The sequence below is a fragment of the Actinoallomurus oryzae genome, assembly GCF_039541955.1.
Classification (GTDB): domain Bacteria; phylum Actinomycetota; class Actinomycetes; order Streptosporangiales; family Streptosporangiaceae; genus Actinoallomurus; species Actinoallomurus oryzae.
Genome location: NZ_BAABHF010000009.1, coordinates 527,905 through 542,405 on the forward strand (window position 1 = coordinate 527,905; position 14,501 = coordinate 542,405).

Annotated in this window: 15 protein-coding genes; 13 read left to right on the forward strand and 2 right to left on the reverse strand. The window is 70.3% G+C overall.

All coding sequences use genetic code 11. The features are described 5' to 3' along the window. Positions 1 to 267: 267 nt before the first annotated feature. A complete protein-coding gene (locus tag ABEA10_RS04310; protein WP_345457731.1) occupies positions 268 to 1,401 on the reverse strand; it encodes a hypothetical protein in 1,134 nt (377 codons plus the stop codon). Positions 1,402 to 1,577: 176 nt separating this feature from the next. Between ABEA10_RS04310 and ABEA10_RS04315 the strand changes: the two genes are divergently transcribed. The 10 genes from ABEA10_RS04315 (at position 1,578) to ABEA10_RS04360 (ending at position 11,067) form a co-directional block, all read left to right on the forward strand. Further along, complete coding sequence (locus tag ABEA10_RS04315; protein ID WP_345457734.1) at positions 1,578 to 3,722, forward strand: MMPL family transporter; 2,145 nt, start codon at positions 1,578 to 1,580, stop codon at positions 3,720 to 3,722. Positions 3,723 to 3,727: 5 nt separating this feature from the next. Further along, the gene (locus ABEA10_RS04320) at positions 3,728 to 4,855 is read left to right on the forward strand and encodes a sensor histidine kinase (protein ID WP_345457737.1); all 1,128 of its coding nucleotides are present in this window, start codon (positions 3,728 to 3,730) and stop codon (positions 4,853 to 4,855) included. 1 nt (position 4,856) lies between these two features. Next, entirely contained in the window at positions 4,857 to 5,501 is a 645-nt protein-coding gene (locus ABEA10_RS04325; protein WP_345457740.1) for a response regulator, read from the forward strand. Between the two features lie 107 nt (positions 5,502 to 5,608). Continuing rightward, complete coding sequence (locus ABEA10_RS04330) at positions 5,609 to 6,508, forward strand: sulfotransferase family protein (RefSeq protein ID WP_345457743.1); 900 nt, start codon at positions 5,609 to 5,611, stop codon at positions 6,506 to 6,508. A 98-nt stretch (positions 6,509 to 6,606) separates the two neighbouring features. After that, positions 6,607 to 7,203 (forward strand): TetR/AcrR family transcriptional regulator, encoded by a 597-nt coding sequence (locus tag ABEA10_RS04335; RefSeq protein WP_345457745.1) that lies wholly within the window; start codon positions 6,607 to 6,609, stop codon positions 7,201 to 7,203. A gap of 2 nt (positions 7,204 to 7,205) precedes the next feature. Then, positions 7,206 to 7,868, forward strand: a complete 663-nt coding sequence (locus ABEA10_RS04340; protein WP_345457747.1) for a VC0807 family protein — start codon at positions 7,206 to 7,208, stop codon at positions 7,866 to 7,868. Then, positions 7,861 to 9,198 carry an FAD-dependent oxidoreductase gene (locus ABEA10_RS04345; protein WP_345457749.1) on the forward strand — a complete coding sequence of 446 codons (1,338 nt, stop codon included), beginning with the start codon at positions 7,861 to 7,863 and terminating at the stop codon, positions 9,196 to 9,198. The genes ABEA10_RS04340 and ABEA10_RS04345 overlap by 8 nt, the downstream gene beginning before the upstream one ends. A gap of 118 nt (positions 9,199 to 9,316) precedes the next feature. After that, positions 9,317 to 9,772 (forward strand): GNAT family N-acetyltransferase, encoded by a 456-nt coding sequence (locus tag ABEA10_RS04350; protein WP_345457752.1) that lies wholly within the window; start codon positions 9,317 to 9,319, stop codon positions 9,770 to 9,772. A gap of 146 nt (positions 9,773 to 9,918) precedes the next feature. Next, positions 9,919 to 10,569 (forward strand): LysE family transporter, encoded by a 651-nt coding sequence (locus tag ABEA10_RS04355; protein WP_345457754.1) that lies wholly within the window; start codon positions 9,919 to 9,921, stop codon positions 10,567 to 10,569. Between the two features lie 54 nt (positions 10,570 to 10,623). After that, positions 10,624 to 11,067, forward strand: a complete 444-nt coding sequence (locus ABEA10_RS04360; RefSeq protein WP_345457756.1) for a GlcG/HbpS family heme-binding protein — start codon at positions 10,624 to 10,626, stop codon at positions 11,065 to 11,067. Between the two features lie 66 nt (positions 11,068 to 11,133). Here the strand turns inward: ABEA10_RS04360 and ABEA10_RS04365 are convergent, their stop codons facing one another. Further along, positions 11,134 to 11,688 carry a DUF3885 domain-containing protein gene (locus ABEA10_RS04365; protein WP_345457758.1) on the reverse strand — a complete coding sequence of 185 codons (555 nt, stop codon included), beginning with the start codon at positions 11,686 to 11,688 and terminating at the stop codon, positions 11,134 to 11,136. 196 nt (positions 11,689 to 11,884) lie between these two features. Between ABEA10_RS04365 and ABEA10_RS04370 the strand changes: the two genes are divergently transcribed. The 3 genes from ABEA10_RS04370 to ABEA10_RS04380 all read left to right on the forward strand — a co-directional run bounded on the left by ABEA10_RS04370 (position 11,885) and on the right by ABEA10_RS04380 (position 14,407). Beyond that, on the forward strand, positions 11,885 to 12,415 hold the full coding sequence (locus ABEA10_RS04370) for a DinB family protein (protein ID WP_345457761.1): 531 nt from the start codon (positions 11,885 to 11,887) through the stop codon (positions 12,413 to 12,415). A gap of 157 nt (positions 12,416 to 12,572) precedes the next feature. Continuing rightward, positions 12,573 to 12,983: a GNAT family N-acetyltransferase gene (locus tag ABEA10_RS04375; protein ID WP_345457764.1), complete on the forward strand. Its 411-nt coding sequence runs from the start codon at positions 12,573 to 12,575 to the stop codon at positions 12,981 to 12,983. A 587-nt stretch (positions 12,984 to 13,570) separates the two neighbouring features. Then, entirely contained in the window at positions 13,571 to 14,407 is an 837-nt protein-coding gene (locus ABEA10_RS04380) for a hypothetical protein (protein WP_345457766.1), read from the forward strand. Positions 14,408 to 14,501: the final 94 nt, after the last annotated feature.

Consider the following 14,501-nt stretch of genomic DNA (forward strand, 5'->3'; position numbering starts at 1 on the left):
GCTGCTGCGGGTCCGGCGCGGAGTGCGGTTCGACGGCGAGCTTCCGCCGACGCTTCCGACGGCATCCGGCCGCTTCCGGCGACCTCGGCAGCCGAAGGCCGTCACCGACGTGCACCGCCGGTGACGGCCGGCCTCCCACTCCGCGATCTACTACAGCAATAGTTGTACTACATCTCGTAGCGGCGCCGTTACACGGTGGTGATATGTCCGGGCAGTCGCAATGTTCCGCATAGGCGAGTACCGCGGCCCGGGCCGCTCCGGCGCCGGTCAGCCGAAGCTGATCTGGAAACTCGGCACGATCACCCAGCCGCCGGCGTCCGGTTCCAGCGGAGACCCGTCCCAGTACGGCGGGATGTGCTCGCAGCCGGGAATGCCCAACCCCGCGTAGAGCACGAACAGCAGGGGCACCTCCTCGCCCAGGGCGCCAGGACGCTCGTACGCGATCCGGAGGGTCTGGTCGTCGCTCGTCAGTCCGGCGTCCGCCGACCAGATGCGGGAATTCTTGTGGAAGGGGTAGATATCGGACTCGTCATACTGTGCGCCGTGCCCGACGGCGTGCGCCGCGTCGAGTCCGAGAACGGTCTCCCAGTACTGCCCCGGCCGGGAGGTGCCCTTGACGATCACGAATCCGGCGTCCGTGACGTAGGAGAGCAGGACGGGGCCGCCGGTCTCGGTGGCGAAGGCGTTGAGCACCCCGTGGGTATCGTCGGGCCATTCGCCCGAACTGGCCGCACGCCAGTTCTTCTTGAACTTCTGCTCGTGGCCCCAGCCACCGGGCCAGCCGTACGCGGCGCGGAGCTTGGAGATGTTCACCGGCGAGCGGGCGAGCATCACCGCTTCGGCCTCCACCTCCTGCTTCGGTCCGGTGATGACCTTGTCGTCCTGCTGGGCCGACGGCTCGAAGGGGTTGGTGTCACGAAAGTCGGGAATGCCCAGGCCGGCGAAGAGCCCGGCCGTCAGTTTGATCCCGAGGCCCTCGCCGCCATCGTGGAACAGAACGGTGTCGAGCATGTCCGGGCGTGGCGCGGTGCCGGCCGCATAGGCCCAGGCCAGCAACTCCTGCCGGGTCTCGGCGACCTGATAGCCCGTGGTGTCGATGCCGGCGCCGATCGCCGTCCGCAGTCCGAGAATCGCGTGACGGGTCGGGCCGCCGGGCACCGCGGTGTGAACCAGAGCGCATCCTTCGTCGAGGATGAGAAAGAGCAGGGCCGAACAGCCGGTCTCCCGCATGTACGCCTGGACGGCTCCGTTCATGTCTTGTGGACCGTCATCGGAGAAGGCCGCCCGCCAGCCGTCTCCGCAGTCGGTCTCCTCGGTGAAATCCCCTGGCCAGTGCTGTGAACTGCGCAGCCGGGCCACCTCGTACGGTGAGCGCACCAGCAGCGCGATCATGCTCCCCATGGCGGGAGAGTAATGGGTAAAACCCACCATAAGGTGCGTTTGCCGCAAAAAGGCGGTCACCTCTCCCCCGGAGGGCAGACCGCCCGGGTGACGTGGCTTGTCCACCGATCGGTGGACGGCAGGTTGGACCGGTCGACGCTGTCGGGCGATATCAGCCTGCGACCAGCCTTAACGGTATGAAAAACCCCTCAGTGCGCGTGGCGCGGTGGAGCGCCCATCATCCCTGGCGCGCGATCGCCGGATGGATCGTTTTCGTCATCATCTGCCTCGGTGGCGGCCTTGCGATCGGCGGACACGCCGCCACCTCCGCGGACTTCCGGGTCGGCGAGGCCGGGCGGGCCGAGGCGCTGGCGGCGCAGGGCGGGCTCCAGCAGAAACCCGTGGAGCGCGTGCTCATCTCGGCCAAGGGCTCCGGGCGGCTGGACGAGGCGACGGCCGATGCGGTCGCTCAGGAGGTGCGCGGCCGGATGGCGGGGCTCGCGGAGGTCGCGTCGGTCGCGGCGCCGATCCGGTCGGCGGACGGGCGGGCCGTGCGGGTCGATGTGACGATGAAGGGCCCCGAGCTGGAGGGCAAGAAGCACGTCGCGCCCTTGCTCGCGCAGACCGCCGAGGTTCGGAAGGCGCATCCGGGGCTGGTGGTGGAAGAGTCCGGCAGTCCCTCCATCAGCGAGGACGTGCAGGGTCAGCGGGGCGACGACCTCTCCCGGACCGAGCTCATCGCGCTGCCCGTGACGCTGATCGTCCTGCTGCTGGTGTTCCGGTCCGTGGTGATGGCCGTGGTGCCGCTGCTGCTGTCGATCTCCTCGATCATGGCCGGCGTCGGACTGTCGATGGTGGCCTCACACATCTTCCCGGACGCCGGCGTCGGCACCAACGTCATCCTGCTGATCGGGATGGCCGTCGGCGTCGACTACACCCTCTTCTACCTCAAGCGGGACCGCGAGGAGCGAGCGCGCTCGGGCGGAGGGCTCCCGCGAGCCGCCGCCGTGGAGATCGCCGCGGCCACCTCAGGACGCGCGGTGGTGGTCTCCGGGCTGGCCGTCGCCGCCTCCAGCGCGACGCTGTACCTGGCCGGCGACGTCATCTTCGCCTCGCTGGCGACCGGGGCCATCGTGGTCACCCTCGCGGCCGTGGTCAGCTCCCTCACCGTACTGCCCGCGCTGCTGGCCACGCTCGGCCGTCGTACGCCGCGGCGGGCCGCGAGGCCCCGGGACGGCGGACTCACCTCGGCCGTGCTGCGCCCGGTCGCCGGGCGCCCGGCGCTCACGCTGGGCGTCGCGGTGGCCGCCATGCTCGTTCTGGCGGCGCCGCTGTCGTACATGAAGCTGACCGACGTCGGCCGGGAGGCCTACTCCCGCGACCTGCCCGCCATGCGGGCCTACGACCGTGTCAACGCGGCGTTCCCCGAGCTGAAGGCGGTGAACCAGGTCGTCGTCAAGGCCGCCCCCGAGCGCCGGGCACAGGTGCTCGCGGCGCTGGACGCGCTGGCTCACCGGGTGACGGCCGATCCCCTGTACGCCGGCCGGACCAGGATGCGCGCCTCGGCCGACGGCCGGATCACCCTGCTGGAGGTGCCGGTCGCGGCGTATCCGAGCGAGAAGCGGGCGCAGACGTCGCTCGAGCGGCTGCGCGCCGACCACATTCCGGCCACCGTCGGCCGCCTGCGCGGAGCCGAGGTCGCGGTGACCGGGGACGTCGCCCGCTACGCCGACTATCCCGAACACCAGAAGCAACGCCTGCCGATCATCCTGGGCGCGCTGCTGCTGGTCACCTTCGCCATCACCGCGCGGGCGTTCCGTTCGATCGTGCTGGGGCTGGCCGGCGTCGTGCTCAACCTTCTGTCGGCCGCGGCCTCGCTCGGCGTGCTGACGGCGGTCTTCCAACACCGTTGGGCCGAGGGGCTGCTGGACTTCACCTCGATGGGCTCCATCGGGTCCCGGGTGCCGCTCTTCCTGTTCGTGATCCTGTTCGGGCTGTCAATGGACTACCAGGTGTTCACGCTCAGCCGGATCGAGGAGGCGGTACGGCGTGGCGTGCCCGCCCGGGCCGCCGCGCTGGACGGGATCCGCGGCTCGGCTGGAGTGGTGACCAGCGCCGCGATCGTCATGGTGACGGTGTTCGCCTCCTTCGTCCCGCTGCACCTGATCGAGATGAAGCAGATCGGATTCAGCCTGGCGGTGGCGGTACTGCTGGACGCCTTCGTGATCCGGCTGCTGATCCTCCCCGCGCTCCTGCTGCTTCTCGGACGGACGGCCTGGTGGCCGTCCCGGCGGAGGGCCGTCCCCGCCCCCGCTCCGGGCGCGCTGGAGAACGTAGGCTGATCGGCGTGCCGGCCTCCGACGACCAGATCTCGATTCTGCGCTGGTACACCCTCCTGTGGGTGGTGTTCGGCCCGGCCCCCGAGTTCGTGGCCGGGCTGGGCGATCCGGCGGGGACCCGGGTCTGGTCGTTGCCGGTGCCGGTCGTCCTCGCCCTCGTCGGCGCGGTGTCGGCTCGCCGCTCCTGGTTCCCCTACGCGCTGATCGCCGGGCTGGGGGCGGTGTCGTTCCTGCGGGACGGGGCCGCGTCCCTCTACATCGTCTCGCTCCCGTACTTCTGGCTCCCGGTCCGGAGCGCACGGTGGCCGGTGCTGCTGAGCGCGGCAGGTGCGGCGACGGCCGTCGGCGGCGGAGTGCTGGGAGGCGGCGGCCTCGCCACCGGCAACACGGTCGTGACCCTGGTCGCGTACGCCGCGGGCACCGCACTCGGCCTGGCCGCGCGGCGCGTCGCGGACCGGGCCGAGGCCCGCGCCCGCCGGCTCGATGACGAACTGACGTCGACCCGCGCCGACCTGGCCGAGGCGCACCGGCGGCAGGGGGCCGCCGAAGAACGCGAACGGCTCGCCCGCGAGATCCACGACACTCTCGCCCAAGGGTTCGCCTCCATCGTCGTGCTCGCCGAGGCCGTACGGTCGGGGCTGGCCGACGATCCGGAGGGGGCGGCCCGGCAACTGCTGTCGATCGAACGCACCGCACGCGAGAACCTCGCCGAGGCGCGGGTGCTGGTCGGCACGTCCCCGCAGGAGACGATCGCGGCCGGCTCCGTCTCCCGGACACTGCGGCGCACCCTCGATCGCTTCACCGAGGACACCGGCATCGCCGTCGACGCCGACCTGGCCGACGTCGAGTGCGACCCGACCACCCGGATCGCGCTCCTGCGCTGCGTCCAGGAGTCGCTGGCCAACGTCCGCAAACACGCCGCCGCCTCCACGGTCGGCGTCGTCCTCGCGTCGCAGCCGCACGGCGTCGAGCTGGAGGTCACCGACGACGGCCGCGGCTTCTCGGTCGCGGACGCCCGCGGGTTCGGCCTCACCGGGATGCGCCGGCGCCTCACCGAGCTCGGCGGCGAGCTCACCGTCACCAGCTCGCCCGGCGACGGCACGCGTGTCCTCGCCGTGCTCCCCATCGAGGAGTGACATGCCCAAGGACGTGCTCCGGGTCGTCTTGGCCGACGATCACCCGGCGATGCGGGCGGGTGTCGCCGCTCTGCTCGCCGCCGAACCGGCCATCGCCGTCGTCGGTGAGGCGGCCGACGGCCGCGAGGCGGTCGACCTCGTCGAACGCCATGCCCCCGACGTGGCGCTGCTGGACCTGCGGATGCCCGTCCTCGACGGCGTCGCCGCCACGTCCCGGATCGTCGAGGGTCCCACCTCGACGCAGGTACTCATCCTCACCACCTACGACACCGACGCCGACATCGAACGGGCGGTCGAGGCGGGCGCCGTCGGCTACCTCCTGAAGGACACCACGCGTGAGCAGCTCATCGACGCCGTGCGCTCCGCCGCCCGCGGCGAGACCGTCCTCTCCCCACGCGTCGCCCGGCACCTCGTGGCGCGGATGCGCCGGCCCGCGCCGACGGCGCTCACCCCGCGTGAGGTGGACGTGCTGAACGCCGTGGCCGACGGCCTGTCCAACGCCGACATCGGTAAGCGACTGGTCATCGCGGAGGCCACGGTGAAGACCCACCTGCTGCGCATCTTCGCCAAGCTCGACGTCGCCGACCGCACCCGCGCCGTCGTCGTCGCCCTGGAGCGGGGCCTGCTGACGCGCCCTCTCTCCTGAGGCGCGGGCGGTAGTACCTTCACGCACAGGACCGCGACGACTTCAAGGCATGTGTCCGGAGTAGATCTTGTGCGTAAATTGCGGATATGTCACTGAGCTGCGATCCGGTGAGTGAATCCGACGGTGCGGGAGCCGAGCCGGTCTTCCTCCTCGCGCCGGCCCGCAGCTACTCGACCGTCGCCGTGGCCATGCTGTCGGGCCACCCCGACGTGTACGGCTTTCCGGAGACGCTGGTCTTCACCGCCGCCACGGTCGGTGAGCTGATCGGCGAACGAGCGGAATGGGCGCGGTTTCCGCTACGGCTGAGCGGCCTCTGGCGGGCCGTCGCCGACCTGCACGAGGGCGGCCAGGACGACGACGCGGTGGCCCGCGCCCGTACCTGGCTCGCCGACCGCGCCGAGTGGTCGACCAAGCGTCTGATGGACCACCTCATCGACCTCGTACGGCCTCGCGTCAGCCTGGAGAAGTCGCCGGACACCTCCAGCGACGACGCGATGCTCGCCCGGTGCATGACGGCCTATCCACGTGCGCGCTTCCTGCACCTCGTACGCCATCCGGTGACGAACCAGCGGTCGCTGCACGATCATTGGCGGCCGGCCGGGCGTTTCCGCTCCGAGCAGGCGCTCGTCGCCGAGGCCGCCGCCTTCTGGTACCGGTCACATCAGCGGATCATCGAGGCACTGGCGCCGTTGCCCCCGGAGCAGTGGATGCGGGTACGGGCCGAGGACCTGCTCACGGAACCAAGGGTCTGGCTGCCGCGGATCCTGTCCTGGCTGAGGCTCGACAGCGAGCCACGGCTCGTCGAACGGATGTTGCTCACCGAGCACTGGCGGTTCGCCGGAACGGGTCGTTCGGACGACCTCCTCGGCGGCGACCCGAAGTTCCTTCGCTCTCCGGCGCTCCGCCCGGTTCCGGCGCCGGGGCCGGTCGTCTTCGACCCCTCCTGGGGCCTGGACGACGAGATCTGCGACCGGATGACGACCCTCGCGCACTCACTCGGCTACTGACCGCACGAGCGGTGGCCGTACCCGCACGACTCTGAACCCCGAAGTCCTCTACGACCGCACGCCTTGCGCGATTTGCTTGAGCAAGCTAAGTTTTGCTCATGCGAGCAAAAACCTTCACCGAGTCGGGCCGGCGCGCCCAGATCGTGACGGCGGCGATCGAGGTGATCGCCGAGGTCGGCTTCGCCAAGGCGTCGTTCAGCCGGATCGCCAAGCACGCGGGCCTGTCGAGCACCGGCATGATCAGCTACCACTTCGCCGGCAAGGACGACCTGCTCACGGCGTGCGTCGCCGAGATCGAGCAGGTCACCGAGGCGTTCATGGGGCCGCGCGTCGACGCCGCCGAGGGCCACGTCGCGCAGTTGCGCGCCTATGTCGAATCGAACGTCGCACTCGTCGGCGAACACCCCACCGCGGTACGGGCGCTGATCGACATCGTGAAAAACGGCAGCGCGCAGAGCGCCTCCGTCAACGGACGTCTCGCCCTGTTCGAGGAGCACTTCCGCACCGGGCAGGCGGCGGGCGTCTTCCGCCCCTTCGATCCACGGACCGTGGCGATCGCCCTCACCAGCGGCCTCGACGCCGTGGTCGTCACCGCGGCCGCCGCCGCGACCGAACCCCCCGAGCTCGCCCGCATCGGCCGCGAGCTCGCCGACCTGTACGTGCGGGCGACCGCAGCCGATCCCGAGGGAGCCTGAGAATGCTGACCCAGGAGAAGACCGCGCCCGACATGGGCCTGCGCCGGGTGATCCGCGCCAACGTGATGGCCGTCGTGTTCGAGGTGGTCGTGCCGATGGTGCTCTTCTACGGCCTGCGCGCCGCGGGCGTGAGCCAGTGGTGGGCGCTGATGGCCGGCGTCCTCGTGGCCGCGCCGTACGCGGTGTGGGCCATCGTGCGCAACCGCCGCATCGACCTCATCGCCCTGGTCACGCTGAGCGTCCTGGTGCTGTCCGTCGTGCTCGGCCTGTTGTCAGACGACCCGCGCACCCTCGCGATCCGGGAAGGGTGGACCGCCGCTCTGGGTGGCCTGTTCGGCGCGTGGATGCTGGTCACGATCGTCGTCGGCAAACCCGCCCAGCTGACGTTGGGCCGTACGATCGCCGAGATCAAGCGTGGTGCCGAGGGCGCGGCCGCGTGGGCGGCCCGCTGGGACACCGACGCGCGGTTCCGGCGCGGGCTGCGCATCAACACGGCCGCCTGGGGCGGCGTACTCGTGGCCAACGCGGTGGTGCACATCGTGCTCGTCTACACCCTGCCGATCGACCTCATCGCCCTGGTCACCAACGTGGCGTGGTTCGGCGCACTGGGCTGCCTGATCGCCTGGCACGTCTGGTACCTCCGCAAGGAGAACCTCGATGCCTGACGTCCTGGTGGCGGGCGGCGGCCCGACCGGCCTGCTGACCGCGTTCGAGCTGGAGCGCGCCGGGCTCGACGTCCTGGTCCTGGAGCGCGACGCCCGGCCGACCACGCAGTCGAAGGCACTCGCCCTCCAGCCCCGGTCGATCGAGGTGCTGCACGAACGCGGCCTGCTGGCGGCGGTCGAGGCGCACGCCGAGGCTCGGGTGCCCGCGGGGCACTTCTCGGGCATCCCGATCGACTACGCCGACCTGCCGACGCGCTTCCCGTACCAGCTCGGTGTCGAGCAGGCGTACGTCGCGGCGGCGATCGAGGCGCGGCTGCGCCTGCCGGTGCTGCGCGACGCCGCCGTCACCGCCGTGGAGCAGGACGGCGAGGGCGTCACCGTCACCGCGGGCGGGCGCCGTCACCGGGCGGGGTGGCTCGTCGCGGCGGACGGCGGGCACAGCACGGTCCGGAGGCTGCTGGGGGCGGCGTTCCCCGGCACCTCGGCGCGGATCTCCCTGGTCGTCGCCGACCTCACGCTCGCACGGAAGCCCGCCGGGCTCGCCGACGACTGGCAGTTGCCGTCGGGCGGGTCGGGGTTCCTGCTGCCGCTCTCGGGTGGGCGCTACCGCGCGGTCGTCGGCGGCGAGGAGCAGCAGCGGCTCGGCCGCGACGCGCCCGTCACGGCCGACGAGATGCAGCGGGGGCTGACCGACGCGCACGGGCCGGGGATCGAGGTGGGCGAGGTGCTGTGGGCCTCACGGTTCGGCGACGCGGCACGGCAGCTGGAGCGCTACCGCCACGGCCGTGTGCTGTTCGCGGGCGACGCCGCGCACATCCACCTTCCGGTCGGCGGCCAGGGGCTCAACCTGGGTCTGCAGGACGCGGTGAACCTCGGCTGGAAGCTGGCCGCGCAGGTCCGCGGGCACGCCGCCGACGGGCTGCTCGACAGCTACCACGACGAGCGCCACCCGATCGCCGCCCGCGTGCTGCTCAGCACCCGGGCGCAGGGAGTGCTCGGCGTGCCCATCCCCGACGCCGCGGCCGTCCGGGAGATCGTCACCGGGCTGCTCGCCGTCCCCGAGGCGCGCCGGGCCGTGGCGTTCGAGCTGTCGGGCATCGGGATCACCTACCCCGGCATCGTCGGCCGCGCCGCCGACGTCCCGGTCGCGCCCGACGGCCGCGCCGTGCTCGTCGGCGCGTCACCGCCCGTGGGCTGGGCCGGCCGCGTCGAGGCCCGCGACGGCACGGAACCGCGGCTCATCCGGCCCGACGGCTACGTGGCATGGGCCGGCGGACCGGGCCTGGACGCGGCGCTGCGCCGATGGTGCGGCCCTTCGAGTGCGAACTGAACGGCACTCTCGGGGCACCTCGCCGTACGGGGGCGGCTCTTCCACGGTTAGATTCGCGTACGGCCGCTGAAACGCGCGGGGACCTGTCGGTCATGAGAGGCGTCGACGAAGGAGCGAGATGAACATCGTGGTGGACGACCTGTCCGGCCCGCAGATCGCCGAGTTCCTCCACGAGCACGTGCGACAGATGCGGTCCATTACGCCGTTGGAGAGCAAACACGCGCTCGACCTCGACGCGCTGCGCGGGCCGGAGGTCACATTCTGGTCGGTGATGGACGGCGACTCGGTGCTGGGCTGTGGCGCGATCAAGAGACTGGACGCGGTCCACGCCGAGCTGAAGTCGATGCGTACCGCGACCGCGCGCAAGCGCAGCGGAATCGCGTCCCGGCTGCTGAGTCACATCCTCACCGAAGCCAAGGGGATGGGCTTCGCCCGGCTGAGCCTGGAGACCGGCTCCGCCGAGTTCTTCCTCCCGGCGAGGAAGCTGTATGAGAAGTTCGGCTTCGACTACTGCGAGCCCTTCGCGGCCTACCGCCCCGATCCGAACAGCGTTTTCATGACAAGGCTGCTCTAGAGACTCCGATCGCCGGGTTGGCTTGAAAATGAGTTGTACGGGTGCGCCCGCTACCCGGAGGATCTGGCCATGACCACGTTCGTCCGTTCTCTGTTGCCGTGCCACGCCGTCCGTTCGGTGCGCGGCCGACAGCAGTCCGGCCGGCCATGGAGGTCGACGCTCTCAAAGGCGTGATCGCCGCCTTGGTCGCGGGGCTGTTCGCCGGCTACGGCATCGCCATGCCGGTGGGAGCGGTCGCGACCTACCTGGTGGCTCTCACCGCTCGGACGACCCTGCGGATCGGCGCGTTCGCCGCACTCGGTGTCGCGACCGCCGACGGCCTGTACGCCCTGGTCGCCGCGGTGGCGGGTTCAGCGGTCACCCCGGTGATCCGGCCGATCATGCAGCCTCTGCGCTGGGCCTCGGCCCTGGTACTGATCGCGCTGGCGGCCCGGTCGGCGGCGCGGGCGATCCGCCGGCACCGCGGGGCCCAGGCGACGGCTCAGGCCGGTGAGACCCCGATCAGCCCCGTCCGGGCGTACCTGGCGCTGCTGGGACTGACCATGATGAACCCCATCACCGTGATCTACTTCGCCGCGCTCGTGCTCGGCGACCAGGGCACGGTCGCACCGGATCATCTGCGGCAAGGGGTGTTCGTCCTCGCGGCGTTCGGGGCGTCCGCCAGCTGGCAACTGCTCCTGGCCGGCGGTGGAGCGCTGCTCGGCCGCGCGCTGACCGGCGGCCGAGGGCGGCTGATCACGACGGTGACCTCCAGCGCCGTGATCTTCGCCCTCGCCGTGCATCTGCTCGCCCAGTGAGCGGGGATCCGGCCGCTTTGACCATCAGGGCCGTCGCCGTTAATTTCCCGGTTCATGCCTGATACTCCGCGTCTTCCCGGACTGAAGTCGGCCGAGGCGGACTGGTTGGTGCGAGCCGCGTTGGCGGTCGGTGCGGAGCGAGGTTTCCCTCCGCTGGCGGTGGCCGTCATCGATGTCGCCGGAGAGGTGATCGCCCTGCGGCGTGCCGATGGCGGTATGCCCATGACCAGCCGGATCGCTGTCGCCAAGGCGCGCACTGCGCTGTACGCGCTGAAGCCCTCCGGCCTGATCGACCTGCCTGGGGGGATCGTCGACGGCATCCAGCATCTCTACCGCGGCGACTTCGTCCCGTGGGCGGGCGGTGTTCTGGTCACCGACGGTGAGCTGATCCTCGGTGCCGCGGGCGCGTCCGGTGCCCATGCCGTTGAAGACGAAGAGGCCGTACGGACGGCGGTGCAGCGATGGCAGGAGAACCGCTCCGCCGACGGCCAGGAGTGACGCGGCTCTACGGGGAGTGCCGGGTCGCCTCTCTTCCGCACCCGTCGTCACCGGCCGCCTGAGCCGCTACAGACCCGCGGGGTGTGCCGACAGCCAGTCCGCGTGGCGTTCCTTCAGCACATCCCGGTCGTGCGCGGTCGGGGCGATGACATCGGCTCCGCCGTCGTAGGGGTGATACAGCCACCTCAGGTCCGGCGGAGCGATGATCGCGTACGCGATCCGGTCGTCGGCCACGGCCCGCAAGAACGGATTCAGAGTCGATCCCTCGAGGGAGGTCGTGCCGGCGTAGAGCGTCATCGGAATCTCGAAGGCCGAACGCTCATCGGGCTGGATCGTCATCCAGGGGACCGCCCCCTGATGAGCGCGGGCGACGATGATCCGGCCCTGCGCGTCCGCGAAGTAGCCGGCGATCACGTAAAGATCATCGCCCGCACCGAGCTCGGCCAGCACGTCGTGATGCCGCGCGAGGATGATGCCGTACTCCTCCTCGGTCTCCGCGTACCGCTTGGACCGGGGAAGGCTGTGAAACCGAATCCAGCGATCGGCATATCGGCCGCGGAACTCGTACGCGATCGGAGCCCCGCCCCACCGCGTACGCCACGCCGCCGTGAGCGATGCCACCTCGTCTTCTGTCACGAACCCCCCAGTCGTACGTGGTCGCCCACGGCCACGGACGACGGCGATGTTTTCCTGCCTAACCGAAGTCCATCGACGTCCTGCACGTCATTGTGGAAGGGGCTCATCCGCGGCGGCCGGCTCTCCAGCATTTTCTCGGATCACGGGCCGCCGAGAGAGGGGAACTTGTTCCATGGCCGCCATGCGCACCTCGATCACCTCGGTATTCGACGATGTCTGGCAGCGCACTCAGCACCGGCTTGCGGGCCTTACTGATGACGAGTACCTCTGGGAACCCGCTCCGGGCGGTTGGACGCTGCGTGCGGACGCCGAGGGACGGTGGCGCATGGATGGGGAGGGCGGTGGTGGCCCGGCACCCGACCCCGTGCCGATCAGCACGATCGCGTGGCGCATGGGGCATATCGGATTGATGTTCATCGACTTCGGAACGCGCCTCTTTCACGGACGCAACATCACGCTCGACGATGTCGAGTTCTTCGGCACAGCGGCGGCCGGGACGGAGTTCCTGGAGAACGCTTATCGCGTCCACTGGCGTGAGCCGCTCGGCAGGATGGCCGACGAGCGGTGGTGGGAGCCGGCCGGGGCACCCTTCTTCGCCTTCGCCGATCGCCCTGCGACGGACATCGTGCTCCATGTGCTGGATGAGTTCGTCCACCACGCTGCTGAATTGGGGGTCTTGCGGGACCTGTACCCGCATCTGACGGTGGCCTGATGCCCTGCCTCGGTCGGGCGAGCCGATGTTCGCCCGATGGGTGGATATTGATGAGATGAGCGGACTCATAGTGCGCGGAATCCGGCCAGGGGACGGTGACGGATGCGCGCGGGCATGGCGAGACGCCGGCAGGTATTACGCCGCGCTCGTACCCGAGGTGATCCATGAACCCGATGCTCAGGGCCTGGCGGAGTGGTTCGAGCGGGGCATAGCCGATGAGCGGAGCGATGACACGCTGTGGCTCGTCGCCGAGGATGACGGGCAGGTGGTCGGGGTCATCGAAGCCGTGGTGAACCGGCCGAGCCCGGACGCCCGTTGGCAACTTCAACGTGATCTGTCCCGGGTACGACTCGTGATCACCGCGCTTGCCGTCGCCGAGGGATATCGCCGCAAGGGCGCAGGTACGGCGCTCATGGAAGCCGCTCAGACGTGGGGACGGCGGAAGGGCGCGGAGGTCGCCGTGACCGACACGAATCTGAGCAGCCCCCTGTCCGTGCCGTTCTACGAAAACCGGATGGGCTATGACAGGCAAGCGGTGATTCTGCGCAAGACGCTTGCCCCGGAATGACCCGGCCTCCACCTCGACCACTGACCGACTCGACGTACGGCCGCGATGGCGCCGTGGGGGCCAGCGGCGGCGGCCGAATCCGCCGCGGGTCCGGCCGGTGGCCTTCTGGCCGAACGGGGAATCATGCTTCTTCGGATGCCTTTTCTCGCCGGAAAACTTCTCCGGCCCCACCGCATCACCAATATGTGGCACGATCGCAGGAGCACGCACAGCGATCTGAGGAGAGTCTTTTGGCGGCGAAGAGGGCTGTCTTCGGTGCGGTCGCACTAGTGACACTGGGAATCTCCCTGACCGGTTGCAGAGGAAATGCGGTGGACGCCGCTTCGTCTCCCACCAGCACCGCGACTCCGGCCCAGGAAAGCGCGAGCGCTACGGCGAGTGCGCAGGCGAAGGCCAGCACGAAGTGCACCGATCAGAACGACCATTCGGGTGATTCCAAGTCCACAGACCACTGCCCTCCGGTCCCGGCTTCCGCCGCCACGTCGGTCACGTCGGTCACGTTCAAGGCGCAGCGGGTCACCGGCCCGCCGCCGCCGAAATCGGGGATCGACCATAACGTCGTAGCGCTCGGCACCGTACGGCTGGCAATGACCGCGAAGCAGACCGCGTACGTGGTCTCGTCGTTGCGCGCGAACGCGGCCACCGTACGAACGCTGGTGGACAACGAGGTGCGGTGCACGTGGCCGGGTGGCAGCAAGAACCTGGTGATGGGCCAGAACATCTATGCGGGCACGGGCCAGAACCCGCAGTGGGAAGACACCTGGATCGTGACCAAGTTCCTGCTGCACCCCGGCGTGGCCGCGACGGCCACCTGCACGACGTACGCGAGGGTCGCCTCGCTTTACAAGCAGACATCCGCGGTGCGGATCGCGGGCGGTTCGTTGCGGTTCGCCGACACGTCGGTCGACAACGCGGCGAACGGCAAGCCGCTCGACGACGAGATGCCCTACGGCGACCTGCCGGTGGACTCGACCCACCGGACCGTACGGCAGCCCGCGCTCCCGATCACCACTGCACCGGCCGGGCTCCACCAGCTCAACGTCTTCGGCGACGTGGACTACCAGGTGTGTGCGCGCGGCGTCGCCTGCGACAAGACCGGTTCCTCGACTGCCCGGTTCACGCTGATCGTCAACCAGTGGAACGCAGCGGGCACGAAAGTCTGCCACACGGACTCGTCGACGAGCAGTGTCACCAAGACGGTCCCGTACTGGGTGCACCACGTCGTGGTGCCGCTGTACACCCCGCACTTCGCGGTGTCGACAGCACCGGGCTGCGCCCCGGTCTTCAACGCCTACGTGCGGGTGGACTGGCTGCGCGGCCAGACCGGCGCGGTGCAGGGCACGGCGGTCGGCCTACCCGACCGGCGCGGTTCCGCCTCGACGCATCGATCGGCGATGAGCCACCTCTACATCGTTCCGGCGTGACCTGCCCCCCGGCGTGCGCGCCTGAATGAGGCGCCGGCCTGCCCCTCGCCGAGCCGGCACCTCACCCATCGGCGCATCGCGCTGGGGTCGGAAC

Coding starts and splice junctions, on each gene's coding strand:
- ABEA10_RS04310 (WP_345457731.1), bottom strand. CDS start 1,401: ATGGGGAGCATGATCGCGCTGCTGGTGCGCTCACCGTACGAGGTGGCC.
- ABEA10_RS04315 (WP_345457734.1), top strand. CDS start 1,578: ATGAAAAACCCCTCAGTGCGCGTGGCGCGGTGGAGCGCCCATCATCCC.
- ABEA10_RS04325 (WP_345457740.1), top strand. CDS start 4,857: ATGCCCAAGGACGTGCTCCGGGTCGTCTTGGCCGACGATCACCCGGCG.
- ABEA10_RS04335 (WP_345457745.1), top strand. CDS start 6,607: ATGCGAGCAAAAACCTTCACCGAGTCGGGCCGGCGCGCCCAGATCGTG.
- ABEA10_RS04340 (WP_345457747.1), top strand. CDS start 7,206: ATGCTGACCCAGGAGAAGACCGCGCCCGACATGGGCCTGCGCCGGGTG.
- ABEA10_RS04345 (WP_345457749.1), top strand. CDS start 7,861: ATGCCTGACGTCCTGGTGGCGGGCGGCGGCCCGACCGGCCTGCTGACC.
- ABEA10_RS04350 (WP_345457752.1), top strand. CDS start 9,317: ATGAACATCGTGGTGGACGACCTGTCCGGCCCGCAGATCGCCGAGTTC.
- ABEA10_RS04355 (WP_345457754.1), top strand. CDS start 9,919: ATGGAGGTCGACGCTCTCAAAGGCGTGATCGCCGCCTTGGTCGCGGGG.
- ABEA10_RS04360 (WP_345457756.1), top strand. CDS start 10,624: ATGCCTGATACTCCGCGTCTTCCCGGACTGAAGTCGGCCGAGGCGGAC.
- ABEA10_RS04370 (WP_345457761.1), top strand. CDS start 11,885: ATGCGCACCTCGATCACCTCGGTATTCGACGATGTCTGGCAGCGCACT.
- ABEA10_RS04380 (WP_345457766.1), top strand. CDS start 13,571: ATGACCGCGAAGCAGACCGCGTACGTGGTCTCGTCGTTGCGCGCGAAC.